Source organism: Stenotrophomonas cyclobalanopsidis (assembly GCF_008710035.1).
Taxonomy (GTDB): Bacteria; Pseudomonadota; Gammaproteobacteria; order Xanthomonadales; family Xanthomonadaceae; genus Stenotrophomonas; species Stenotrophomonas cyclobalanopsidis.
The window spans coordinates 171127-189712 of record NZ_VYKI01000003.1 but is presented as its reverse complement, the minus strand read 5'-3'; the positions used below and the strand labels follow the sequence as shown (position 1 = coordinate 189712).

At 64.5% G+C, this 18586-nt stretch carries 28 protein-coding genes and 5 tRNA genes; 12 read left to right on the top strand and 21 right to left on the bottom strand.

The window, feature by feature from the left end:
• Positions 1–17 precede the first annotated feature (17 nt).
• Positions 18–644 (top strand): CDP-diacylglycerol--glycerol-3-phosphate 3-phosphatidyltransferase, encoded by a 627-nt coding sequence (pgsA, locus tag FJU31_RS04265; protein WP_150453623.1) that lies wholly within the window; start codon positions 18–20, stop codon positions 642–644.
• 35 nt (positions 645–679) lie between these two features.
• Here pgsA and FJU31_RS04260 read toward each other — a convergent pair whose 3' ends face one another.
• The gene (locus tag FJU31_RS04260; protein ID WP_150453622.1) at positions 680–1003 is read right to left on the bottom strand and encodes a DUF7710 domain-containing protein; all 324 of its coding nucleotides are present in this window, start codon (positions 1001–1003) and stop codon (positions 680–682) included.
• A gap of 74 nt (positions 1004–1077) precedes the next feature.
• Here FJU31_RS04260 and FJU31_RS04255 point away from each other — a divergent pair.
• The 3 genes from FJU31_RS04255 to FJU31_RS04245 all read left to right on the top strand — a co-directional run bounded on the left by FJU31_RS04255 (position 1078) and on the right by FJU31_RS04245 (position 2579).
• A tRNA-Gly gene (locus FJU31_RS04255) sits at positions 1078–1153 on the top strand.
• A gap of 138 nt (positions 1154–1291) precedes the next feature.
• Complete coding sequence (locus FJU31_RS04250) at positions 1292–2398, top strand: NAD(P)/FAD-dependent oxidoreductase (RefSeq protein ID WP_150453621.1); 1107 nt, start codon at positions 1292–1294, stop codon at positions 2396–2398.
• Between the two features lie 105 nt (positions 2399–2503).
• Positions 2504–2579, top strand: a tRNA-Gly gene (locus FJU31_RS04245).
• 44 nt (positions 2580–2623) lie between these two features.
• On the opposite strand, the gene FJU31_RS04240 is transcribed toward FJU31_RS04245, so the two are convergent.
• The 3 genes from FJU31_RS04240 to FJU31_RS04230 form a co-directional block, all read right to left on the bottom strand.
• A complete protein-coding gene (locus FJU31_RS04240; RefSeq protein ID WP_246161209.1) occupies positions 2624–2992 on the bottom strand; it encodes a hypothetical protein in 369 nt (122 codons plus the stop codon).
• The gene (locus FJU31_RS04235) at positions 2989–3438 is read right to left on the bottom strand and encodes a hypothetical protein (protein ID WP_150453620.1); all 450 of its coding nucleotides are present in this window, start codon (positions 3436–3438) and stop codon (positions 2989–2991) included. Before FJU31_RS04235 ends, FJU31_RS04240 begins: the two co-directional genes overlap by 4 nt.
• A gap of 75 nt (positions 3439–3513) precedes the next feature.
• Positions 3514–3834, bottom strand: coding sequence for a hypothetical protein (locus FJU31_RS04230; protein WP_246161208.1), 321 nt, complete (start codon positions 3832–3834; stop codon positions 3514–3516).
• A 130-nt stretch (positions 3835–3964) separates the two neighbouring features.
• Between FJU31_RS04230 and FJU31_RS04225 the strand changes: the two genes are divergently transcribed.
• The 4 genes from FJU31_RS04225 to FJU31_RS04210 all read left to right on the top strand — a co-directional run bounded on the left by FJU31_RS04225 (position 3965) and on the right by FJU31_RS04210 (position 5674).
• A tRNA-Gly gene (locus FJU31_RS04225) sits at positions 3965–4040 on the top strand.
• A 142-nt stretch (positions 4041–4182) separates the two neighbouring features.
• Positions 4183–4258: transfer RNA gene (locus tag FJU31_RS04220), tRNA-Gly, on the top strand.
• Positions 4259–4323: 65 nt separating this feature from the next.
• A tRNA-Cys gene (locus FJU31_RS04215) sits at positions 4324–4397 on the top strand.
• A gap of 161 nt (positions 4398–4558) precedes the next feature.
• Positions 4559–5674, top strand: coding sequence for a site-specific integrase (locus FJU31_RS04210; protein ID WP_150453619.1), 1116 nt, complete (start codon positions 4559–4561; stop codon positions 5672–5674).
• Here the strand turns inward: FJU31_RS04210 and FJU31_RS04205 are convergent.
• Positions 5662–6027: a helix-turn-helix domain-containing protein gene (locus FJU31_RS04205; RefSeq protein WP_150453618.1), complete on the bottom strand. Its 366-nt coding sequence runs from the start codon at positions 6025–6027 to the stop codon at positions 5662–5664. The two genes, FJU31_RS04210 and FJU31_RS04205, sit on opposite strands and share 13 nt — an antisense overlap.
• A 14-nt stretch (positions 6028–6041) precedes the next feature.
• On the opposite strand from FJU31_RS04205, the gene FJU31_RS04200 reads away from it, so the two are divergent.
• Positions 6042–6689, top strand: a complete 648-nt coding sequence (locus FJU31_RS04200; protein ID WP_150453617.1) for a hypothetical protein — start codon at positions 6042–6044, stop codon at positions 6687–6689.
• 8 nt (positions 6690–6697) lie between these two features.
• Here FJU31_RS04200 and FJU31_RS04195 read toward each other — a convergent pair whose 3' ends face one another.
• From FJU31_RS04195 to FJU31_RS04140, 13 genes are read right to left on the bottom strand one after another with little or no spacing between them, the layout of a single operon-like run.
• On the bottom strand, positions 6698–8779 hold the full coding sequence (locus FJU31_RS04195; protein WP_150453616.1) for a DNA cytosine methyltransferase: 2082 nt from the start codon (positions 8777–8779) through the stop codon (positions 6698–6700).
• On the bottom strand, positions 8772–9182 hold the full coding sequence (locus tag FJU31_RS04190; RefSeq protein WP_150453615.1) for a hypothetical protein: 411 nt from the start codon (positions 9180–9182) through the stop codon (positions 8772–8774). Before FJU31_RS04190 ends, FJU31_RS04195 begins: the two co-directional genes overlap by 8 nt.
• A complete protein-coding gene (locus tag FJU31_RS04185; protein WP_150453614.1) occupies positions 9179–9886 on the bottom strand; it encodes a hypothetical protein in 708 nt (235 codons plus the stop codon). The genes FJU31_RS04190 and FJU31_RS04185 overlap by 4 nt, the downstream gene beginning before the upstream one ends.
• Before the next feature lie 11 nt (positions 9887–9897).
• Positions 9898–10275 (bottom strand): hypothetical protein, encoded by a 378-nt coding sequence (locus FJU31_RS04180; RefSeq protein WP_150453613.1) that lies wholly within the window; start codon positions 10273–10275, stop codon positions 9898–9900.
• Between the two features lie 5 nt (positions 10276–10280).
• Positions 10281–10784 (bottom strand): hypothetical protein, encoded by a 504-nt coding sequence (locus tag FJU31_RS04175; RefSeq protein WP_150453612.1) that lies wholly within the window; start codon positions 10782–10784, stop codon positions 10281–10283.
• Positions 10781–11020 (bottom strand): hypothetical protein, encoded by a 240-nt coding sequence (locus FJU31_RS04170; protein WP_150453611.1) that lies wholly within the window; start codon positions 11018–11020, stop codon positions 10781–10783. Before FJU31_RS04170 ends, FJU31_RS04175 begins: the two co-directional genes overlap by 4 nt.
• Entirely contained in the window at positions 11017–11343 is a 327-nt protein-coding gene (locus FJU31_RS04165; protein ID WP_150453610.1) for a hypothetical protein, read from the bottom strand. Before FJU31_RS04165 ends, FJU31_RS04170 begins: the two co-directional genes overlap by 4 nt.
• Positions 11340–11612, bottom strand: a complete 273-nt coding sequence (locus FJU31_RS04160) for a hypothetical protein (RefSeq protein WP_108746377.1) — start codon at positions 11610–11612, stop codon at positions 11340–11342. The genes FJU31_RS04165 and FJU31_RS04160 overlap by 4 nt, the downstream gene beginning before the upstream one ends.
• Before the next feature lie 14 nt (positions 11613–11626).
• A complete protein-coding gene (locus FJU31_RS04155) occupies positions 11627–11947 on the bottom strand; it encodes a hypothetical protein (RefSeq protein WP_150453609.1) in 321 nt (106 codons plus the stop codon).
• A gap of 2 nt (positions 11948–11949) precedes the next feature.
• Positions 11950–12099: a hypothetical protein gene (locus tag FJU31_RS19260; protein WP_188115448.1), complete on the bottom strand. Its 150-nt coding sequence runs from the start codon at positions 12097–12099 to the stop codon at positions 11950–11952.
• On the bottom strand, positions 12096–12389 hold the full coding sequence (locus tag FJU31_RS04150; RefSeq protein ID WP_150453608.1) for a hypothetical protein: 294 nt from the start codon (positions 12387–12389) through the stop codon (positions 12096–12098). The genes FJU31_RS19260 and FJU31_RS04150 overlap by 4 nt, the downstream gene beginning before the upstream one ends.
• Complete coding sequence (locus FJU31_RS04145) at positions 12386–12748, bottom strand: hypothetical protein (RefSeq protein WP_150453607.1); 363 nt, start codon at positions 12746–12748, stop codon at positions 12386–12388. Before FJU31_RS04145 ends, FJU31_RS04150 begins: the two co-directional genes overlap by 4 nt.
• On the bottom strand, positions 12745–12969 hold the full coding sequence (locus FJU31_RS04140) for a hypothetical protein (protein WP_150453606.1): 225 nt from the start codon (positions 12967–12969) through the stop codon (positions 12745–12747). Before FJU31_RS04140 ends, FJU31_RS04145 begins: the two co-directional genes overlap by 4 nt.
• A gap of 246 nt (positions 12970–13215) precedes the next feature.
• On the opposite strand from FJU31_RS04140, the gene FJU31_RS04135 reads away from it, so the two are divergent.
• Complete coding sequence (locus tag FJU31_RS04135; protein ID WP_150453605.1) at positions 13216–13752, top strand: DUF4124 domain-containing protein; 537 nt, start codon at positions 13216–13218, stop codon at positions 13750–13752.
• 42 nt (positions 13753–13794) lie between these two features.
• Here FJU31_RS04135 and FJU31_RS04130 read toward each other — a convergent pair whose 3' ends face one another.
• The 3 genes from FJU31_RS04130 to FJU31_RS19255 form a co-directional block, all read right to left on the bottom strand.
• Positions 13795–14109: a hypothetical protein gene (locus FJU31_RS04130; protein WP_246161207.1), complete on the bottom strand. Its 315-nt coding sequence runs from the start codon at positions 14107–14109 to the stop codon at positions 13795–13797.
• A complete protein-coding gene (locus FJU31_RS04125) occupies positions 14081–14635 on the bottom strand; it encodes a hypothetical protein (RefSeq protein ID WP_246161206.1) in 555 nt (184 codons plus the stop codon). The genes FJU31_RS04130 and FJU31_RS04125 overlap by 29 nt, the downstream gene beginning before the upstream one ends.
• Before the next feature lie 225 nt (positions 14636–14860).
• Positions 14861–15091, bottom strand: coding sequence for a hypothetical protein (locus FJU31_RS19255; protein WP_188115447.1), 231 nt, complete (start codon positions 15089–15091; stop codon positions 14861–14863).
• 119 nt (positions 15092–15210) lie between these two features.
• Between FJU31_RS19255 and FJU31_RS04115 the strand changes: the two genes are divergently transcribed.
• Together FJU31_RS04115 and FJU31_RS04105 are read left to right on the top strand one after the other, a co-directional pair.
• Positions 15211–15690: a hypothetical protein gene (locus tag FJU31_RS04115; protein WP_246161205.1), complete on the top strand. Its 480-nt coding sequence runs from the start codon at positions 15211–15213 to the stop codon at positions 15688–15690.
• A 428-nt stretch (positions 15691–16118) separates the two neighbouring features.
• Complete coding sequence (locus FJU31_RS04105) at positions 16119–18512, top strand: DUF5906 domain-containing protein (protein ID WP_246161204.1); 2394 nt, start codon at positions 16119–16121, stop codon at positions 18510–18512.
• Positions 18513–18586 lie beyond the last annotated feature (74 nt).

The following is an 18586-nucleotide window of genomic DNA, read 5'->3' as shown; positions in this document are numbered from 1 at the left end:
AGAGAGAAGCAAGCCGCATGAAGTTGACCCTGCCCACCTGGCTGACGTTGTTGCGGATCGTGATGATCCCGGTGCTGGTGCTGGTGTTCTACCTACCCTACACCTGGACCAATTTCGCGTCCGCAGCGATTTTTGGCCTGGCCGCGATCACCGACTGGCTCGATGGCTGGATCGCACGTCGGTACAGGCTGGAATCGGCGTTCGGCGCCTTCCTCGATCCGGTGGCGGACAAGCTGATGGTGGCCGTGGCGCTGTTCCTGATCGTGCAGGGCCACCCGACGCCCTGGATGGCGTTCTGGGCGGCGGTGATCGTCGGCCGCGAAATCGCCGTGTCGGCGCTGCGCGAGTGGATGGCCGAGCTGGGCCAGCGCGCCAAGGTGCGCGTGGCCATGATCGGCAAGGTCAAGACCACCGCGCAGATGGTCGCGCTGCTGTGCCTGCTGTATTCGGTGGCACCGAACGTGCCGGTCAATGACATCTGGATGGGCCCACCGGTGTTCCATATCGGTGACTGGACCCTTGCCATCGCCGCCGTGCTGACCCTGTGGTCCGGCCTGCAGTACCTGCATGCGGCCTGGCCGAGCCTGCGCGAAGACGAGCGCGCCGCGCGCGAGCGCTCGCGGCAGAAGAAGCTGGGCAACTGAGCCCACGGTTGCCCCTACCCACGCATGGGATGGATCTACTGGGGTGTGCCGTCTTCGACGTGCACATGGTCCATTGATGCGGAGGTAAATCCGCCGATGAAATGCGCTTCGCGATGCTCTGGCCGCTTGGGTGTAAAGGCGCCTGATCGGAGCGCCCAGTCGTACGCGCCTTCATTCAACGGATAGCAGGTGAGCACCCCTGTCAGCGCGTGCTTGGCCGCCCATGACAAGCCGGCCTCACGATTGCCGAAGACGCCCCCGGCGAAGCGCGCGCCTGCGCCGTGGAAGACCCAGATCTCAGTTGGTTCGGTGTTGATGTTCGCGCCTCGGTCGGATGTACACCGGCATGGATACAACATGTCGGTCGCTTCGCGAAGCCCCTGAAAAAACCGCTTGACGCCATTCCCAGAACAGGTAGAATTTCGCCTCCCAAGCGGGAATAGCTCAGTTGGTAGAGCGCAACCTTGCCAAGGTTGAGGTCGCGAGTTCGAGTCTCGTTTCCCGCTCCAGATTCAAGAATAGCGCTCCCGCAAGGGGGCGTTTTTCGTTTCCGTCTTCGGCCGCTTCATCCCCACTTCACCGCCACCCCATCGCCCCGCCACGCACGCACGCGAAGCTGCAACACCGTTCCAACCGGTGCTGCCGCGATGCCCCACATGTCCTCTGCCTACGACCACGATCTGGTCATCGTCGGCGCAAGTTTCGCTGGTGCGGCCTGCGCGTTGGCCGCAGCGCAGTACGGCCTGCGCGTCTGCGTGTTGGAGCGCAAGGCAGATCCCGGCGAGCGCCTGCACACCACCGGCATCGTGGTGAAGGAGGCGATGGAGCAGACCTGGCTGGGGCGCATGCCTGAGCATATGGTCCAGCGTGTCGCGCGCGTCCGGTTGTACGCGCCGAACCTGCGCGGCGTGCAGCTGGCCGCGCCCGGGTACTACTTCCTCACCACCGACACCCCGAACCTGATGCGCTGGCTGGCCGACGAACTGCGTGCGAGCGGCGTGGATCTGCGCCTGCAGCAGTCCTTCAGCAATGCAGAGGCCGATGGCGATGGCTGGCAGGTGGAAGGGGCAGGGCGCTGCGCCTATCTGGTGGGTGCCGATGGCGCGCGATCACGCGTGGCGCGGCGTACCGGCCTGGGCCAAGTGCGCGACAACCTCTATGGCGTCGAGCGCGAATTCGATGGCCTGCAGCTGCTACAGGGCGATGCGCTGCACTGCTTCGTCAGCAAGCGTTACGCGCCGGGCTATATCGGCTGGGTCGCGCAGAATCCCACGGGCGTGCAGGTCGGTCTCGCCCTGCGCCATGCCCCGACGCAGGCGCGGGTGCCGGACATCGATGGCTTCATCGAACATGTGCGCGACATCGTCGGCATCCCACCGTCCTTGCAGCCGTCGTCCACCCGCGCCGGGCTGGTGCCCTGTGGCCTGCCGGATGGACCGATCACCGGCCAGCGCCTGATCCTGACCGGGGATGCGGCCGGCATCGTCTCGCCGCTGTCGGCCGGCGGCATCCACTCGTCGTGGCGGCATGGATGGGCGGTCGGCGATGCCATCGGCCTGCACCTGCGTGGCCATGGCCCCGCCGCCGAACAGGTGGCGCGGCGGGTGGCGCCGACCTTCCGCCGCAAGCGCCTGCTGCGCTGGGCGATGGACCATCTGCAGCAGGACTGGCCGCTCAACGCGCTGCTGCGCACCGCCGTGACGCGGCGCGTGGCCGAGCAGATCTACTTCCACCGGCGCGGCGTGCGGGCCTGACCGCCAAGCTGAACGACGCAGTGCAGACGACCCGAAAAATCCGGTTGACGCCGTGCAGCAATATCGACACAATAGCGCTCCTTCGACGCAGGTCGAACGGAATCTGCGGGAATAGCTCAGTTGGTAGAGCGCAACCTTGCCAAGGTTGAGGTCGCGAGTTCGAGTCTCGTTTCCCGCTCCAGATTGCAGAAAAACGCTCCCGCAAGGGGGCGTTTTTCGTTTGCGTCAGTGCTTTTTGCCGATGGTCGTGCGAGGGGCTCCCCTGCCCACATTGCACCGCGTCCGTATGTCCGCCCGGTCGAAATTCCGGCAGGCGTTCTTCTGCACGGTGTATAGGTACGGAGCATCGGCCTGGTAGGTGAAGTGGTAGTAGTAGGTCAGGTCCTTGCCGTACAGCCAGTCGTTCGAGGAACCATCGCTGATCACGTAAGGTTCGAAGAAGAAGATCGACGACTGTTCGGGGATGAAGTTGCTCCTGTCCATCAGCAGCATCATCGCGTTCGATACCCGCTGGGTCGAAAGGCAGACTGCGAGCGCGCAGGCCGCGAGCATCAGGCCCGTGGCGATGGCTGCATGATGTCGTGCTGCGCTCACGGTGAAGGGTGTCCGCGCGCGGCGGAAGCGCGGCGGCGGAACGCCTGCCACGCACTGATGACGGACACCGCACACAGGGCCAGGAACAGGCTCAGATCCACCAGCAGCAGCCACAGCACGTGCATGCCGTACACCGGCGACTGATGCATCGCGCCCATTGCGAACGGTGCCGACCAGGCCAGCAACAGCGCGAAGGCGATCAGCAGGCGCAGCCACAACCGCTTCCATCGCAGTTTTGCGATCAGCGCCATGACGGCCAGTTCCGCTGTGGCCATCACGCAAAACGTGGCCACCGTGCTGGTGGGATAGGGCAGGGTGACGCCAGGTTCCAGCGCGCGCTGCATCCAGTAGTCGGGCTGGGTACCGGCATGAATCAGCGCGGCCATCACCAGCAGCCAGATCACTGCCACCAGCAACCAGTACAAGCGGGTACCGCGCTCAGTCATCACTATGCTCCGTGCGAATGGTGCTGGCCGGGATGCGCGCAGCGACGCGCGCGCTGGCTGCGATCGCAGCCAGTGTCAGCAGGCCCGGCGCGACGGTGAAGTACACCATGCGCAACGGGTTGTGTGCATCAGCGTCCAGGTCGCGAATGCCAGCGGGATGGCCAGCACCAACAATTTGGCTGCCAAGGGCCGCAGTATCGCGATCAACGGCGGCGCGCCGAGGAACAGCACGAACGCGTAGTACTGCGCGAAGCCCAGGCCGATGTTGCCGTGCGAGCTGAAACCGATATGGTCGCGATACCAGTCCATGCCCAGCGGCATCAACGTCCAGTAGAGCGCGGCCACCAGCAGGTGTAGCAGCAGGGAGATCAGCAGGGATTTGCCGTGCAGGAACATGGGTCGAGGCGTCCGGGCTGGGCAGGGTACCCCACCGCGCGGGGCCCGGATCGCAGTGGGTGAAGACTGTTGACGGCGTGAAGGAATTTGGACACAATAGCGCTCCTTCGACGCAGGTCGAACGGAATCTGCGGGAATAGCTCAGTTGGTAGAGCGCAACCTTGCCAAGGTTGAGGTCGCGAGTTCGAGTCTCGTTTCCCGCTCCAGATTCTACAGGGCCCCGCTAGGGGCCTTGTTTTTCTCCCGCCTCGGCAAGGCGGGGCACGTTGGGCCACAAGGCTTTGCGCGCAGTCAGAAAGGTGAAATCGCTGGTGTGTGTTCCGGATTTCCGGTACCATGGCGGCTTACGCGGGAATAGCTCAGTTGGTAGAGCGCAACCTTGCCAAGGTTGAGGTCGCGAGTTCGAGTCTCGTTTCCCGCTCCAGTTTCGACAGGCCCCGTCGCGGGGTTTTGTCATGTCAGGGGCATCGTTCCTGGCCGCAGTACGTTGGCCTCATGGCAGAGTGGCTATGCACCGGATTGCAAATCCGTTTACAGCGGTTCGATTCCGCTTGAGGCCTCCAAATAAACCCCTGATTCGTCAGGGGTTTTTCTTTGCCTAGCGTTTGGCTGCAGTCCGCAGAATCCCCTGATTCGGCCATGAAATCATCGGTCTGCCACCCGTTTTCGGGTGGCAAACTCGCGTTAACATGTGTCGAGTGCGTTTACGTGAGTTTGAGCAGGGATGGCAACCAAGCGACGCCGGGGCGACTCCTGGCAGTACACGATCAAACGGGCAGGCCTGCTGCCTCAGCCTGTGTATCTGAGCTTCGCGTCGGAGGCTGAGGGCGACGAATACGTCAGGCGCTTGGAGGCGATTCTCGACCGCGGCATCGTGCCAGAGGAGTTGGCCAACACCAAGGCGGCGGCAAAGGATCTGCGTAGCCAAGTCAGCGAGTATCGCGGCGCGCAGCACATCTCTGTGGATGATGAGCAGCTGCTGCCTGTCCTGCTGTCGAGGTTGCCCATCGGCATCACGCTTCCGCAGCTCACCTTTACCTGGGCGACCGAATGGGTCACCACGATGAAGCGTGAGCAGAACCTAGCGCCTTCGACCATCCGGCATTACGTGGGGGCGTTGTCTCGGGCTCTCGACTGGCTGGCCGCTCACGGCGCGCTGCCGATGAATCCGTTGCGCCTTCTGCCGCGCGGCTATTCGACGTACACGCCCGACGACAAGGTGGCCGTGGCGAAAATCGAAGGACATGCAAAGGCCGATCAGGAACGCGATCGCCGGCTTGAAGATGGAGAGGAGGCTCGCATCCGCGAGATCCTGGCTGGGGCGAAGCCGGAAGGCCGCCAACGGGCGCTGGACCTTCCACAGCGGGATGCGCTGGTGCTTATGTTCGATATGGCGCTGGAGACGGCCATGCGCATGCGGGAGATCTACACGCTGGAGCACAGCCAGATAGACGTTGCGCGCCGCACGATCTTCCTGGACAAGACAAAGAACGGGAGCAAGCGCCAGGTGCCGATGACGTCGGTGCTGCTAGCCAAGCTCGCGGCGTACCAGGGTGATTTCGGCGGGCGGTTGTTCCCCTTCTGGGAGGGAGAGCGGAGTCCGCTGGCCCTGCGCCGTGTGTCGAGCAAGCTCTCGCGCCAGTTCGAGCGCATCTTCGTTGCAGCGGGGTGTGCGGATCTCGGCTTCCACGATCTGCGTCACGAAGCGACCAGCCGCCTGTATGAAAAGACCACGCTGACGGACATCAAGATCGCGAGCATCACCGGACATCGCGATCCGCGGCAGTTGAAGCGGTACGCCAACCTGCGTGCCTCAGATTTGGCCGATCAGCTCTGGTGATCGGCCTGCTCGTAGGCGCGCAGGTCAGGCGGGCTGATGCGGCGGGCCTTGCCCTTGCGCTTCGCGGTCGTGGCCACTGGAGCGTTGGCGGCGGGCCGGGTGCCGATCGCTGATTTCTTCCGCTCTGCTGCCTGCCGGCGCCCTTCCGAACGCAGGAAGTCGATGAGATCCTCGCGCAGCATGACGGTGTGTTTCTGATTCAGGCGCACGGCGGGTACTTCGCCCTTGTCCACAAGCTCCTTCATGGCCTCGAGGCCCAGGCGCATCATCCGTGCCGCGTCCTCAAGGCCCAGCGTGTCATCGATCTCGTCTTTGAACCGCTTAGATGCGTAGTCAATCGGAAAGTTTTTCATCGGCCTGCAGTCCCATGGCAAACTTCACCAGAGCAACCAGGGGGATTTCTGAAATGAGCTTTTCTGACGGGATAAGTGAATGCTGGTGGCTTAGTGAAACCTGCGTAATAAATTGGGATGCTTGGGCCAGCATTGGCACTGTGGCAGGTGTTGTGACCGCACTCTCTGTGCCCGCTGTTAAGCGGTTCTTTGCGAGTCGACGTGTGAGCGCGATTTTTGCGGCCGCTCACGTCACTCAGCTTGAGACTGCACAAGCAGCAATCAAGAATTTTAAATCCGTTTACTCGTTCGCCGCGCCCTCGGGGGAGGCGATTGATAAACGGCTGGCTCTCAAGAACGATGCTGGACTTGTGGAAGCGGCGGAGGCGCTTATTGAAAATCTTGCTCCCGTGCGCGCTCTTGAAGTCGATCTGAGTAAATATCCGGACGTCGGTACTCTTCTTGCCGCGGATGTTTCTCGATCTTTGTACTTCGTCAGCTACATATCGAAGCTGGCTGGGCTTCTTCAATTTGACAGGAGCAGGGTTGAGGACGAAGTCTGGATCAAGTTCTGCGTTGCGTTTGATCGAAACTTGAGTAACGGACTTGCTGTGCTTGATCATGCGACCGAAGGTTGCTCGGCCGCGATTGGGCATATGTCCATTCTCAAGCGGTTCCGCTAGGCCGCCGATCACGCTGCCACCGCGATGTAAGCTGGAGCCGGGTCCAGATTGGCCTCGGCCAAGGCGCGCAGCGGCGGCGGGCTGACGCTGTTGCCGACCATGCGCACGGCGGCGCTGGTGCTGAGCGGCGTGCCGTTGGCGGTGCGATCGATGATGTAGCCGGTAGGGAATCCCTGGGCGCGGTACAGCTCATGCGGCTTGAGCATGCGCAGGCCGATATCCACGATCACGTGCGGCACGCCCTGGATGTGGACGGTGACCAAGGCCAGGCGGTCCTTGGTGGTGATGGTGTCCACCGGGTCGTGCAGATCGACCGCGATGCCGCTGCCGTAGTACTTCACCAGGAAGGCGGCGACGCGCAGCGCACCGGCCTCCTGCTCGGGCGACAGCTGGGCCAGTTCGGCCTCGGCCATGGCGTGCCCGCCGTTGCCGCTCGCAGTGACCGTGCCGACGGGAGTGCGCGCATCCTTGCTGCCGATGCCCCAGCGCTGGACACCGCCCGGCTTACCTTCGCCGTGTGCAGCCTGGACCATGAAGGCGCTAGAGACGGCATGGTGCTCGGCCTGCGCCGCCACAGTGGTTAGCGGCGTCCGCGCATCGGCACCGACCATGTTCCGGCGCAGAGTGACCAGCGATGCAGCAGCCACGCCGAGGGCATGCGCGGCGCCGGCCGGTCGCGCGGCACTAGCACCAGACGTGATCGTCGGCACCGGCTCGGTGGCAGGCGTACCGATGCTGTCGCCACGGAACTTCACTAGGTGGGCTGCTGCCACAGCATGCTTCACGCCTCCGGCAACCACCGTACCCAGCGGCTGCTGCAGGTTGAGCGCGCGCGGCGCCTGGCCCTCGCGCTCTCCGTAGCCGGTCTGCACCAGCGTCGGCGATACCACGGAGAAGTGGCCACCCTTCACCCCGGCGCAGATCGTGGGCAGCGGCTCGTCGGCCGCCATCGTTCGCTGGCGGCTGGCATTGGCGTGCTCAGTGAGGAACGGTGCCAGCTCCGGGGCAGCCAGCATCAGCTCGCCCCGGTTGGCGGCGGTGATGGTGCGCATGGGATCACGCACGTCGTGGACGCGGTCGCCGCCCTGGTGCGTCACCGGCACGATGAACGGATCTGCCGATTCGATGACGTGGCGCATGACACCCTTGGCGATGCGACGCATGGTGGCATCGGCAAGAGCCTTGCCGCGGGTGAAGATGGAGGGGCAGGGGATGGAAAAGTCCAGGCAGTCGGCGGCGGTGACGCGGGGCGTCTGCCCAGGAGCAGAGCCATGGCTCTGCTCTGGCCACACGATGGCTTCGCCATCGCGGCGCGCGAGCAGGAACAGACGTTCGCGGCTGGTGCCGGCACCGTAGTCACTGGCCACCAGCTTCCGCCACTCGACCACGTAGCCGAGTGCTCGCAGCGCGGCCACGAACTGCTGCCAAGTGCGTCCGCTGTAGCGTTTGTCCGGAACCAGCGCCTGGCGCTCCACGGGCACATGCTCGCCCTTATCCGCAACCCGGTTGACCATCACCGGTCTGCCTCTGCGGAACAGCGGTTGCCCCGTTTCTTCGTGCAGGGCCTGCACCAGGTCCAGTGTGACAACCCGGCCAGTGGCCTTGCAGCGTTTGGCCACCAGCGGACCCCACGTGAGTATCTGCCAGACGTTCTCCATGGAGATGATGCGCGGCGCGGTGTTGGTGCCGTGCAGGCGATCAGCACGAAGCAGTTGGCCAACCCACTTCAACACCACCCACGACAGGGCGCGGGTCTTCCGGCTGCGCGGCTGGCCGCCCTTGGCCTGACTGAAATGGGTGCAGTCAGGGGAGGCATGGAACCAGCCGATGGTGCGGCCGGCCACGTCCACGCGCGGGTCGGCGTGCCAGATATCCTCGCGGTGGTGCTGGGTGAGCGGGTGGTTCGCAGCGTGCATGCCGATGGCCAGCTCGTCGTGGTTGTAGGCCAGGGCGGGATCGATGCCGAGGGCCTGCTTGAGGCCTTCGCTGGCACCGCCACCGCCGGCGAACAGGTCGACCACGATTTCGCCTGGGCGCAGGCGGGAGCGCTGCGGCGCGGGGAAGTTGAAGGAACGGGAGCCGTCAGCCATTGCGCGCGGCCTGGCTGTCGAGCATCAGCTGCCTGGCATAGGAGCTGACTGCATCACGCTTGCGCTGGCTCAGCGCAGGTGCGTGGACGCACAAAGCTCTGTGGACTGCCTCGGTAAACTCTTCCGCTCGCGACTGTGACCAGGTGGCGGCATCTTTCCTGAGTGCTCTCGGTTCGGCAAACCACTGCCGGATGCTGTCTGCCACGGATTGTGGGTCCGCAACACTGCCGCCTGGCACGCAGACGGCAAGCATTGCTTCAACGTCAAACCTCACGGGGCTTAAGGTGTTCGCCTTCACCGCCTCAGCCAGTTCCATGAGGGTCAGGCCAGGCTGACCGAACAGGGCCTCGCCGATCTGCGCGACCAAGCGCTGGGCTGCGCCATCTGCCATCGAGGAATTCATGCGCGGGCCCCCATCTTTTCGAGAGCGGAGATAGCTAAGGGCCGCACGAACCACGCAGCCAGCCCATCCTCCGTTTCGCCCAGCCACACCAGGCGCCAGTCAGCGCCAGGGCCTTCCGGGTTCCAGTCGATCATCTGCTGGATGTTGGCGTACACACCGGTACCAACCGATTCCTCCTCGAACTCGGCCTCCACCACAACCAGGTCGAAGCCCTGGGCGTAGAACAGCGGCAGGAGGGACGACTCGCGGCCGTCAGCCCACGCAGGCACGTCCGGGTGGCACAGGACTTCGCCATGGCTGTCCCGCGCCGGCAGTCGTGCCGGGTCATACAGCCCTCGCCACGGATCAGCCGGATCGATGCCGGTGCCGCTCTGACCGCGCACCAGCTGCAGCAGCTGCGCGGCGTGTGCCAGCCGGGCCTTGGTGGTATCGCACAGCGGCGTGTCGCCCTCCTGGAAGCTGCTGCGGAGCGAGGCGTACCACGCGGCAACCGGCGCCTCGAACACGCGCAGATCCTGCACGCGCGGCAGACGGGCATACAGGTCGAGCAGCGCGGTCGAGGCCTGAGCCAGAGGGACCGCCTTTGCAGCATTTGGAATCCAGACCGCCTCGACGGCGATTGCTTCCAAGGTGCGGACGGCATCGCGCAGCACAGGGCATGCGTAGGCGATGGGGAGTTCTTTCGTCTGTTGGGTCGCGGTCATTGGTGTGCCTGCTAGAAGTCGACGTCGGTGTTGACGAATGCGCCGCCCAGCGGCGCGGGGGTGGGTTCTGCTGCAGCGCCAGCCGGGCGAGGGGGAATCGGCCCGGCGCGGCGGTACCGGCGGTGCGGATCGGCGGCGTAGCGGCCATCGTTCAGGCGGGTCACTTGGTACTGCGGGAACGCGTCCACCGGAAGGTAGGTCCTGGCCTCAGCAATGAGGCCGATGAAGCGCTCCTGCCACTCCGCCGGCATCGACTGCAGCGTGCGGCGGGGAACGACGAAGTAAGCCGCGCGAGACTGACCGAACGCCTGGTGCGCAGGGCCTGTCGCGTAAAGCACTTTGCGGGCCGTGACAACGTCGATGGGGCGATCTGTGGAAGGGGCGCTCATCAGGCTCAGTCCGCGCTTTGGGTCGGCAGGCGATCCATGTAGCCGCCGTGGTTCGCCGCATGGCGGCTCAACGTGGGGCGCAGTGGCGTGGTGCCCAGCTGCTCGATACGCCCACCGTTGGCGCGGAATGCGGCGATATCCTCGGCCAGCAGATCGCGCTCGTAATCCTTGTGCCGCACGGTGGTCGACGCGTCACTCGCGCGGCCGTTTTCCGGGAGTGCCGTGACCAGGGCGCGGAACGTCCGGCGTTCGCGGGGCTCGGCCGCGCGCAGGGGTGCAATGGCGTGCTGCACGTGGCCAGCGAGGCGCCAGATGCCGGTGCGGCCTGAGCGTGCACAGGTAGCCTGGCCGCTGCGCGCCAGACCGGTCAGCGTGTGGCTGATGACGTGGCTCGACTCGTTGATGCGGCCGATGGTCCTCAGCTGCTCAATCGTTGCTCCATGCGGGAACTGCGCGAGGGCTTTGCGCACAAGGTCGGCGCGGCCGGTGTGCTGTGCGGAAGTACTCATGCGCGCGCCCCGGCAACCATCTGGCGCATCGCGCTGCCCAAGTGCAGCACGCGCGACGATTGATGCGCGACTGCGTCGGCGTTGTTGGTCAGCACCAGCGTGTCGTCCAGCGGGTAGGCGGTGTGCCCGTCCCAGTCGTCCAGCACGTCCGTCATGCCAAAGTGCTCGCGCAGCTCCTGCGCGTTGGCGGTTTTGCCGCAGCGTTGCGGCCCATAGATCACGACAGAGCGGCTCATGCGTGGATTCCTTTCGTGGCGCGCGTAGCGCGGTTGTTGGGGGAGATCGGCCTGACGCGAACGCCCTGCCGGTCGAGCCAGCGGTGTGCGGCCTGAGCGGCCAGACGGTTGAGGGGGAAGGTCGTGCCGCCCAGGCGCAGCGAGTTGTGCGATACCCCCACGCTCCGGCTGGCGCTGGCGGCGAGCTGCATGAGCGATTCGCGGGGCGCGGCGGTGTACAGCCCAGCCCAGATCCAGCCCTGGCACACCATCAGCACCAGCGACTCACCCTGGTGGCCGGTGGCGAACTGCTGCTCGACCGGAAGGGTTGGCGCTGCGCTCATGCGGAGAGCGCCAGGTCGCGGGCCTTGGCAATCTCGGCCTCGGCAGCGGCAAGACCGGCGGCGGTCAAGGTCGCGGTGCGCGGCAGCTCCGGGTCGTCAAAGCGCATCAGCACGCGCTCATCCAGCCAGTTCATGACGCGACGGGTGAAGACCTTCTCCGGTCGGTTGTTGGGCGCGAAGCCCGCGCGGGTGCGGTGCAGTGCGTGGTCCGAAGCGGCATGCGCTGCCAGCAGCGCGGCGCGTTCTTTCGGCTTGAGGGCGGCGGCCATGGCGTGTCTCCTGGTCAGGCTGCGATGGAGGTGGAAGGGGCGGTTGAAGCGAGTTCGGCCAGCACTTCGCCGCGATGACGGGCGAGGTGGGAGATCGGAATGCGGTAGTGCGCCAAGGTGCTGTCGGTCCAGCGCAGCTCGGCCAGCGCGGCGCGGTCGCTCGGAACGGGCCGGGTAGCCTTGCCGCAGCGATAGCACTCGATGTGCACCAGGTCGGGGCAGGCCGTGCCCAGGCGATGCCCGGTCGGCGCGCCGCTGGTGATGACGATCTGCGGGCGGTGGCCGTGGCCACAGGAGGGAACCGATGCAGGCAGCGGGCGTGAGGTCTGGCGCATGCTCAGCCCCTCACCAAATTGCTGGCTGCCCAGCGGGCCTTCGCGGCATCGTGGTAGGCATGGGCGCTGCGGATCTCGGCGATGCGCAGCGGCACGACGACGGCGGCCAGAAGACCGACTGCCAGCCAGATGATGCGGAGACGGCGGCTCACGCGACACCACCTTCGGTGTGCTCGCCCAAGAAAGATCTGAGCTTCGATGCCAGCTCTGTCGGAAGCTCAAAAGCAGCTTTGCCGAGCCACAGCTTGGGTGCGCTGTTGGTATCGCCGGGATCAAGCTCCGGAAGCTGGTTGGGCTCCCCGAGTATCAGCACGATGGATCGGAACTTCGCCCGCTTCTCCTCGGACTTGAAGAGATGGATCGCCCACCGGTCAGCGGTGTAGCGATTCACTGACAGCGTTGCGTCGAAGCATGGCGCGATGAACTGAGGCAAAGTCTTCATGCCTGCACCTCGGCCGACATATACCGCGCGCAGGGTTTTACGGTGCGAATGCTCGGCTTCCCAGCAACTTCCACAGACGGGTAAAACGCCTTGACCTTGCCCGTGCGCAGATTCTTCGTTCGTACCGTTATCGAAGCCCAGGGGCGTCCGGAGTGGGTAACGTGAAGTTCTGCGACTGTGCTGATGATCTTCGCTTCGCGTTCGACGACTGCGTAGCCGCAACGCTGCGACCGGACGATGCAGAGCGCGCCAGGAGGATATGCGGTTCGAGCCGCAGCGAGGGCTTCTTCAGCGGCGCGTTCCAGCGTTGACAGGTGGGTGCCGAGCTGCAGTTGCTCGTCGCGGTATTGACGGCTCATGACCGCACCTCAGCTGACATATCCCGCGAGCAGGCTTCCATGTGAAGGCTCGCAACGCCCATGCGGCGCGAGCGGCGCAGCTGGTTGCGGCTGTGCTCGCCCTTGCTGCGGGTCCACAGGGTCCGGGCGGTGCTGTGATCGCGGGCCGCCAGCGCCAGCAGGGCCTTAACGGCCAGCAGCGGCAGTAGGGTTGGGCTCGGATCGGCGTGGCGATGAGACATGGCGCGCTCCTGATTAAGAGAGGGCGCCGGCGGGTCATCTGCCGTGGGGAGCGGCTGCGGCAGGGAGGGGAGGCCCGGTCCGCTTGGCGACCCGCCGGTCGCCCGCCGGTGGAATGCCGGCGGAGCAATTTATCCCACAGCTAAATTATCATTGCAATAGCTGGCAGCTAAATTTATTGACGGGGGATGGAAATGGGCTGGACACGACGGATAATTCCCAGGCGTATCAGGGCCAGGGAGGCTGCAATGTTCAGCAGGGTGTTGGTGTTAGGGGTTGCGCTGGTGGTTTCGCCGTGGTCTTCAGCTGAGGTGTTCAAGTGCAAGGGAGCGAGCGGGGAGACGGTCTACTCGCAAGACCCGTGTTCCGCAGGTGCTGCACCAATGAGGCTCCGTTCTAACCGGGCTTCAACAGAGAGTGCGGGTGAGGCTGCCAATCGCGCTGCGGTTTACCAGACGACAGAGCTGGCGGATGCAGGCATCGCCGAGCGGAACTGCCTGTCTTCGGAGCAAAGCAGGATCTACGGTCCGGTCAACGTGCGCGGGCAGGATGTGTCACGCCAGATCGCTGCACTTAACCGTGACTTGGCCAAGGCCAGCAACAATCTGGCTGGCGCCACCTACGAGGCTGGAATCCGGTCCCAGATAGCAAGCCTGCACCAGTCGCAGACGGCGGACAGAACTTCTGCCGACACCCAAATGGCGGAAGCCAGGAGGCGATGTGCTGATGCTCGTAGTGAGCGTGAGCGCGCCACGCGGGAGAAGTACTCAGCTGGCGGCAAGTGACGGGAGTGGGCGCTGACTGCGCCCACTTGTTGCAGCTCCACGTCAAGCGTCTTGAATGGAAACGTCCCTAATGAAGCCCGCTTCATCTAAGGGGACGCCTTCCATGCAGCATTCCCTGGCAGCCTCCATTTCCCGATGCAGCTGCACCAGCGCATCGTTTTCCAGGCAGTCGATGCCAGGCGTGTTGAACGTTGCCTGGTCGATCAAGCAGCCCAGGTTGTAGTGATCGCGCAGCCAGCGGATGCGACGGAGGATGCTGTCCCGCGTCACGTTATCGATGGTTGATGGCTTCGTCGCTGCGACTACGCGCAGCTTGGGCTTCTGCCCATCACGCCTTGCGACGCGCTGCGCGATCACCTGCGCCAATGCCTCGAGTGTCCCCGCGGCCGGGGGCTCCTTCTTCTGGTTCTCCATCCTTCTCCCTGAGCCTTTGCGCAAGCGCCTTGCTAAAATCGATCAGGTTGTCAGGGGTTACCGTCGCCTCGCCTCGGTGATAGAGGTACTCGTAGGCATAAGCCAGTGGCGTACCGTCGTCCTCATTGCTGAAGTCATCAATTCCAAGGTTAGCGAAGGTGAGCCTGACGAGCCTGATCGCGGAGGCGATGATCTCAGGGTCGATTCGCAAATCCTGAGAACCAGCAGCAGCTGCATCGACAGCAGCATCTTCAGACCTGGGTTGATCCAACCAACCATGTGACAGCCCCGCTGACCGTTCGATCTTGCGCGCGGCGTCATCGCCCAGCTTCTTCCCGCTCAACAGCTGGTTGAGGTAGGAGGGGGCCATATCCAGGTGGATGGCGATCGCCTTCTGAGTTCCCAGCTGGGGTTTCAGCGTGGCGACCAGCGCCTGAAGGTTGAGGTGTCTAGCGGTGATGGCATCCATGCGGGAAGCGTAGCTAGTAGCTAAACAGCGTTGTTTCGCCGCCAGCTTGACAACAGGGTTTAGCTGCGGGCTAAATACTAGCCCTATGGACCTACTCACCTTCATTTCGGACCCCGAACGTAAGCGGCGCCTCGCTGCCCTGACCGGCAGTTCTGAGGGATACCTGTGGCAGTGCGCGACCGGATGGAGGAACAAGAAGCCCAGTCCGATCCTGGCACGAAAGATTCAGGAGGCATCCGTTGAGATCGGCGGCGAGCTCGGATGCGAGCCGTTGGCCCTGGCCGCAATCCGCCCTGACATCTGGCCGGCTGAGACGGCATGAAGTGCTCTGCCTACATGGGCCTGACGCGCCGGGGCGAACAGGACCGCGACCACGCCACCGATGCCGGATGCGGCGTCGTAGGAGCGAAGAGCGGTGAAGTGCATGCGCTGCGGGAAGCTGATGATCTCTGCCATGGCGCCAATGTTGCGCCGGCTGCTGCCAGCCTTCCCACGCTGATCGATGGCGCGTTTCAGGGGGGAGCATGACTTGCCTCCGCTCTGACCTTTACTGGCGGGATGCGCTGCATAACGCAGTGACCCGCGCCCCAGGTGGCCTGCAGGATGCCGCCGCACACATCAGCAAGCGCCGGGGCAAGTCGATCTCGGCCGAAACACTGCGCAAGAAACTGCGGGGCGTCGATGGTGAGTCTATCTCCATGGAGATGGCCGAGATCCTGACCGACTACCTGCAGCAGTTCGTGGTCACGCAGGAGAGTGCTACCGACTGGGTGTGCTCCCTCGCAGGCCAGTACGACCTGATGGTCGACTATGTCCCGCCGCCACCTGAGGGGGGCTGGCCCGATGAGCTGGCCGCGATCCAGGCGAAGTTGCTGGAGCTGCACAAGCTGACAGGTGCGCTGGCCGGTGCAGGTATCGACGCGCTGGCGGACCAGCGCCTCACTGTCCCCGAGGCGGATCGAATTCAAGACCTGTCGCGCGAGGTGCGCAAGCTCTGCTACCGCCTGGAGCGCAACGCCTGCCGTGCTGCTGGTCAGCAGGGGATGGAGGACTGACGTGGCAACTCACCACGCCCATCGATCCCGATATCGACGGCGTGGCATAGCCTGCGCATCTGCGCGGCAAGCAATGGAACTGGCCGCCCTGGCGCTGACTGATGCGGTGCCCGGGTTGGTAGGTGAAGAAGCATTGGCGGAGCGCGAGCGTATCCGCCAGCGACAAGAGCAGCTAGACAACCGGCAGCGCAGCCTGCCTTTGGGGAACCCTGATGTATCACGCAAGCATTGATTCGGCCCCATCCCCCCGGGTGGCTCGTGAAAGGCCGCGTGCTGCCCGCGCTACTGAATCCGCCCTGGCATTGCGAGCCATTCGCGATACCAGCGATGGGTCCTCCCTGGCTTTGGCGAACGCGGGTAATCAGACGCGCATTTCCTGGGTAGATAGCGGCTCGGGAAACTACTGAATGTCTGAGAACTATGGGGATGTGCTGCAGCAGCTGCAGTCTGCAGGGCTGCTGGTCACCGAACTGGACACCACCGGGCGCATGGTCCGCTGCCGTGTCGAGGGCTCACGCGAGCGCCGCGGCTGGTACGCACTCCACGAACTGAACACCTCGGCCGGCGAAGTGCTGGTCGTCGGGACATACGGCGTCTGGCACGGCAACGAGAACGGCGCAACGAAGGTCGATCTGCGCAAGCGCGACAAGATCTTCTCCGATGAGCAGCGCGAAGCGCTGCGCAACCGGCTTGCCGAGGACCGTCGCAGGGCCGAATCCGCCCGTCAGACCCAAGCGAAGCGCGCGGCCGAGAGGGCGTCGTCGGCGTGGGCCAAGGCCAATGCCGTTGGCGAGGCCGACTACCTGGTCAGCAAGGGCGTGCAGGGTTTCGGTCTGCGCTATGGCACCACGGGCGCCGCTCTCGTCCCGCTACTTGACGTCAGCGGCCAGGTGCACGGCCTGCAGGTGTTGCGTAGCGCCAAGCTGGCTGCCGCGGGGCGCAAGCCCGCGAAGGAGTACTGGCCGGCCGGTATGGTCAAGAAGGGCCACTTCCACCTGATCGGCGGAAGCCCCCAGTGGATCCTGCTGGTGGCTGAGGGCTATGCCACGGCGGCCACGCTGCACATGGCGACGGGCTACCCGGTGGCCGTGGCCTTCGATGCTGGCAACATGCTGGCTGTCGCCTCGGCCCTCGCGAAGCGCTATCGCGGCATCAAGCTGCTGCTGTGCGCCGACGACGACGTGTTGCAGAAGTGCCGGCACTGCAAGGGCCGCCTGGTGCTGGCCGATCATCCGCAGTTCTGCCCATCCTGCATGCAGCCGCATGGCGCGTCGAATGCCGGCCTTCTCGGTGCAGAGGCCGCTGCGCTGGACGTGGGCGGAGCGGTGCTGCACCCGGTCTTTGCCGATGAATCGGCCAGGCGACAGCGCTTTATCGACAGCGGTCGCAAGGTCAGCGACTTCAACGATTTGCACGCCCAGGAGGGCCTGCACGTCGTGCGCGCGCAGGTCGAGGCCCGTCTCACGGAGCTCTCCTGGCGGGTGCCTGCAGAAAGACGCGTGCCTTCCATCACCAGCGACGGGGGCGAGGGGACTGATCGCCTTACCCCCATTCACTCGCTGACCGAGCTGCTCGAGCGCTTCGCGCTGGTCTATGGGCAGGGCGGCACGGTGTTCGACCATAAGGAACACATGCTGGTTGCGCTGGGCGACATGCGCGATGCCTGCGTGCGCAAGGAACTGCACCGCGCGTGGATGGAGCATTCGGATCGGTCCATCGTGCGTGTCCGCGAGGTCGACTTCGACCCTTCGGGCGAGAAGCCGGGCGTGACCTGCAATCTCTTCGCAGGCTGGCCGACGGTGCCGCAGGAGGGCAACTGCGACCGTCTGCTGCAGCTGCTCTGGCACATGTGCGGGAACGAGTCCAACCAGAAGGCGCTGTACGACTGGGTGGTCAAATGGCTTGCGTACCCGCTGCAGCATCCGGGCGCCAAGATGAAATCGACCATCGTGATCCATGGCCCGCAGGGCACCGGCAAGAACATGTTCTTCGATGAGTACATGAAGCTCTACGGTGAGTACGGTCGGGTGCTTGACCAGGCCGCCCTGGAGGACAAATTCAACGACTGGGCAAGCCGCAAACTGTTCCTGCTGGCCGACGAAGTGGTTGCACGCACCGAGGTCTACCACCTCAAGAACAAGCTCAAGGCGCTGATCACGGGTGACCGCATCCGCATCAACCCGAAGAACATCCAGGCCTACGAGGAAGACAACCACGCCAACCTGGTGTTCCTCTCAAACGAGGCGATGCCGGTCGTGCTGGAAGAGGATGACCGCCGCCATGCGGTGATCTGGACCCCGGACAAGCTGAGCCTGGAGTTCTACACCGAGGTGCTGGCGGATATCCGCAACGGCGCGACGGCGGCGCTGCATCACTACCTGCTGCAGGTTGACCTGACCGGCTTCACCAACGGCACCAACCCGCCGATGACCCAGGCGAAGGAAGAGCTGATCGGCCTGAGCCAGGACAGCCCGCAGCGGTTCCTGGACGAGCTCTACGGCGATGACATTCCCGGGCTGAAACCCATGCCGGCGCTGTCGAAGGAGTGGTACGAGGTCTACAAGGCCTGGTGCGCACGCGAAGGCATGCCACGCCCAGCGCCGTCACCAAAGTTCATCAACGCGCTGGTGCGCAAGCGCCAGATCCTCCACCCCGACCGGGCGCGGAAGCGCTACCAGATCGAGCAGACCGTGAACGGGCCGCATGGCTTCCTGATGCTGGGCGATTGCACGGTGCCTGACGGAAAGACAGAGGCGGCATGGCTGGGCGACCAGGTCGTGTCATTCCGCCGCATGTACTCCGACTACAAGGGGCGTGCGTGATCACTATGCCCATCAATGTGCGGCGTGTGCGGGATGTGCGGGCGGATGTGCGGGCATTGAATTGCTGTGAATCG

Excerpts from the sequence above, each read along its gene's own strand:
- FJU31_RS04150 (WP_150453608.1), bottom strand. The coding sequence starts at position 12,389 with ATGAAGACTTTGCCTCAGTTCATCGCGCCATGCTTCGACGCAACGCTG.
- FJU31_RS04165 (WP_150453610.1), bottom strand. The coding sequence starts at position 11,343 with ATGAGCGCAGCGCCAACCCTTCCGGTCGAGCAGCAGTTCGCCACCGGC.
- FJU31_RS04205 (WP_150453618.1), bottom strand. The coding sequence starts at position 6,027 with ATGAAAAACTTTCCGATTGACTACGCATCTAAGCGGTTCAAAGACGAG.
- FJU31_RS04210 (WP_150453619.1), top strand. The coding sequence starts at position 4,559 with ATGGCAACCAAGCGACGCCGGGGCGACTCCTGGCAGTACACGATCAAA.
- FJU31_RS04175 (WP_150453612.1), bottom strand. The coding sequence starts at position 10,784 with ATGAGTACTTCCGCACAGCACACCGGCCGCGCCGACCTTGTGCGCAAA.
- FJU31_RS04145 (WP_150453607.1), bottom strand. The coding sequence starts at position 12,748 with ATGAGCCGTCAATACCGCGACGAGCAACTGCAGCTCGGCACCCACCTG.
- FJU31_RS04200 (WP_150453617.1), top strand. The coding sequence starts at position 6,042 with ATGGCAAACTTCACCAGAGCAACCAGGGGGATTTCTGAAATGAGCTTT.
- FJU31_RS04170 (WP_150453611.1), bottom strand. The coding sequence starts at position 11,020 with ATGAGCCGCTCTGTCGTGATCTATGGGCCGCAACGCTGCGGCAAAACC.
- FJU31_RS04160 (WP_108746377.1), bottom strand. The coding sequence starts at position 11,612 with ATGGCCGCCGCCCTCAAGCCGAAAGAACGCGCCGCGCTGCTGGCAGCG.
- FJU31_RS04230 (WP_246161208.1), bottom strand. The coding sequence starts at position 3,834 with ATGTTCCTGCACGGCAAATCCCTGCTGATCTCCCTGCTGCTACACCTG.
- FJU31_RS04260 (WP_150453622.1), bottom strand. The coding sequence starts at position 1,003 with ATGTTGTATCCATGCCGGTGTACATCCGACCGAGGCGCGAACATCAAC.
- FJU31_RS04195 (WP_150453616.1), bottom strand. The coding sequence starts at position 8,779 with ATGGCTGACGGCTCCCGTTCCTTCAACTTCCCCGCGCCGCAGCGCTCC.
- FJU31_RS04250 (WP_150453621.1), top strand. The coding sequence starts at position 1,292 with ATGCCCCACATGTCCTCTGCCTACGACCACGATCTGGTCATCGTCGGC.
- FJU31_RS04135 (WP_150453605.1), top strand. The coding sequence starts at position 13,216 with ATGTTCAGCAGGGTGTTGGTGTTAGGGGTTGCGCTGGTGGTTTCGCCG.
- FJU31_RS04185 (WP_150453614.1), bottom strand. The coding sequence starts at position 9,886 with ATGACCGCGACCCAACAGACGAAAGAACTCCCCATCGCCTACGCATGC.
- FJU31_RS04180 (WP_150453613.1), bottom strand. The coding sequence starts at position 10,275 with ATGAGCGCCCCTTCCACAGATCGCCCCATCGACGTTGTCACGGCCCGC.
- FJU31_RS04125 (WP_246161206.1), bottom strand. The coding sequence starts at position 14,635 with ATGGATGCCATCACCGCTAGACACCTCAACCTTCAGGCGCTGGTCGCC.
- FJU31_RS04155 (WP_150453609.1), bottom strand. The coding sequence starts at position 11,947 with ATGCGCCAGACCTCACGCCCGCTGCCTGCATCGGTTCCCTCCTGTGGC.
- FJU31_RS04190 (WP_150453615.1), bottom strand. The coding sequence starts at position 9,182 with ATGAATTCCTCGATGGCAGATGGCGCAGCCCAGCGCTTGGTCGCGCAG.
- FJU31_RS04140 (WP_150453606.1), bottom strand. The coding sequence starts at position 12,969 with ATGTCTCATCGCCACGCCGATCCGAGCCCAACCCTACTGCCGCTGCTG.
- pgsA (WP_150453623.1), top strand. The coding sequence starts at position 18 with ATGAAGTTGACCCTGCCCACCTGGCTGACGTTGTTGCGGATCGTGATG.
- FJU31_RS04235 (WP_150453620.1), bottom strand. The coding sequence starts at position 3,438 with ATGACTGAGCGCGGTACCCGCTTGTACTGGTTGCTGGTGGCAGTGATC.
- FJU31_RS19255 (WP_188115447.1), bottom strand. The coding sequence starts at position 15,091 with ATGGCAGAGATCATCAGCTTCCCGCAGCGCATGCACTTCACCGCTCTT.